We start from the raw sequence: 2,231 nt of genomic DNA on the forward strand, positions 1-2,231 counted from the left end.
CTCAACGACAGGTCTTTTACCGATACGCTGACGTTTTGCATGTTGTTACCCTTTCACTGCGCCGGCGGCGATGCCGCGGACAAAAAGCCGTCCGGAGACGAAGTAGACGAAGAGCGGCACGGCGCCCGTCAGGATCGTCGCCGCCATGTTGACGTTGTATTCCTTCACGCCCTGGACCGAGTTGACGATGTTGTTGAGCTGAACCGTCATCGGGTAATATTCCGGCCGGGTGAACACGACGCCGAACAGGAAGTCGTTCCAGATGCCGGTGACCTGCAGGATCATCGCCACGACGAAGATCGGCAGCGACATCGGCAGCATGATCTTGAAGTAGATCGTCCAGAACCCCGCGCCATCGACGCGCGCCGCCTTGAACAGCTCCTCCGGCAGGCCGGCGAAATAGTTGCGGAAGAGCAGCGTCAGGATCGGCATGCCGAAGATGGTGTGCACGAGGATGAGGCCGGTCAGCGTGCCGTAGATGCCCATTTCCCTGAGCACGATGACGATCGGATAGATCATCACCTGATAGGGAATGAAGGCGCCGACGATCAGGATGGTGAAGAACAGCTCCGCACCCTTGAAGCGCCAGTTGGCAAGCGCATAGCCGTTGACCGAGGCGATCGCGATCGAGATGATCGTCGAGGGAACGGTGATGCGCACCGAGTTCCAGAACCCGCGCGAAAGCCCGTCGCAGTTCAAGCCCGTGCAGGCGCTCGCCCAGGCCTTGACCCAGGGTTCGAAGGTGATTTCGACCGGTGGCGCAAAGATGTTGCCAAGCCGGATTTCCGGCATGCCCTTGAGCGAGGTCATCACCATCACGTAGAGCGGCAACAGGTAGTAGAGCGCGACGACAATCAGGGTACCGTAGACCATGATGTTGCGGCCCGAGAGCGCCCGGCGGGGTTTGCGCCCGCGCGGTCCGGCAAGCACCTGGGCGGCTTGCGCCTTGGGTGCGGCCTCGTCAGTCACCGCATTGAAAGCAACGATATCAGACACGCTTGCGCCCTCCCCCGAATTCCAGATAGGCCCAAGGCACGATGATGATGGCAACAGTTATGAGCATCATGGTCGAGGCGGCGAAGCCCTGGCCAAGGTTCTGCGCCTGGAACATGTAGTCGTAGACGTATTTTGCCGGCACTTCCGACGCGATGCCGGGACCGCCGCTCGTCTGCGCCACGACCAGGTCGTAGACCTTGACGATGCCGCTGGCGATGATCACCAGCGTGGTGACGAAGACGCCGCGCATCATCGGGATGACGACGAAGATGTAGGTCTTCCACATCGGAATGCCGTCGACGCGCGCGGCTTTCCAGATGTCTTCGTCGATACCGCGAAGCCCCGCAAGCATCAGGCACATGACGAGCCCGGTGCCCTGCCAGAGGGCGGCAATCAGGATGCCGTAGATGACGATGTTCGCATTATAGAGCGGATCGAAGGTGAAGCTCTCCCAGCCTGCCGAACGCACCACTGACTGGATGCCGAATTCCGGGTTGAGCAGCCATTGCCACACCAGTCCCGTCACGATGAAGGACAGCGCGAAGGGGTAGAGCATGATGGTGCGGAAGGTGTTTTCGAAGCGGATCTTCTGGTCCATCAGCGCCGCTAGCACGAAGCCGATCAGCAGGCTGAAGATCAGCGAGAAGATGCCGTAGATGGCAAGGTTCTGCACTGAGATCAGCCAGCGGGGCGCTGCCCACAGCCGTTCGTATTGATCGAGGCCGACGAAGGACAGCCGCGGCAAGAGCTTGGAATTGGTGAAGGAATAGACGACCGTCCAGATCGTGCCACCGAGGAAGATCACCACGGCCGTCAGGATCATCGGGACGGAGGCAATCTTCGCGTTCAGGTTCCGCAGCCACTGGTTCGGCCGACCCGAACTCTGTGTGTGACCCGCCATGTTTCGTTCCTCCGGAACTGCATTGGGTTTCGGACGATGGGCAGCGCCGCGCGAAAATGGCGCCGGCGTCGTGCCTCATCAGGGCGACAACCACTCCCAAGCGATCCGCGCGCACGTCACGCACCGACTGCCGGCACGGACGCACCGTGCCGCATGGGAGGCCTGACCAACCTTGCCGAAGCAAGGCTGGCCAAGGCAGTTGCGGTTACTCCGCCGCGGCGATGATGTCGGCGAAGCGCTTCTGCGCGTCTTCCGGCGTGATCGACGGGTTGGCGAAGAATTCGGAGAACAGGTCCTCCTTCTGCTTCTGGCTGTCGGCCGAAAGCAGCTGGTC

At 61.0% G+C, this 2,231-nt stretch carries 2 protein-coding genes and 1 pseudogene; all 3 read right to left on the reverse strand.

The genetic code is table 11. The features are described from left to right. Positions 1 to 45: 45 nt before the first annotated feature. Positions 46 to 969 (reverse strand): carbohydrate ABC transporter permease, encoded by a 924-nt coding sequence (locus VGO04_RS31465; RefSeq protein WP_414650639.1) that lies wholly within the window; start codon positions 967 to 969, stop codon positions 46 to 48. A 19-nt stretch (positions 970 to 988) separates the two neighbouring features. Further along, positions 989 to 1,897: a sugar ABC transporter permease gene (locus tag VGO04_RS31470; protein WP_327499916.1), complete on the reverse strand. Its 909-nt coding sequence runs from the start codon at positions 1,895 to 1,897 to the stop codon at positions 989 to 991. 205 nt (positions 1,898 to 2,102) lie between these two features. Continuing rightward, positions 2,103 to 2,231: pseudogene (locus VGO04_RS31475) on the reverse strand (carbohydrate ABC transporter substrate-binding protein); the annotation flags it as partial.

The sequence above is a fragment of the Ensifer sp. genome (assembly GCF_035999185.1).
Lineage (GTDB): Bacteria > Pseudomonadota > Alphaproteobacteria > Rhizobiales > Rhizobiaceae > Ensifer.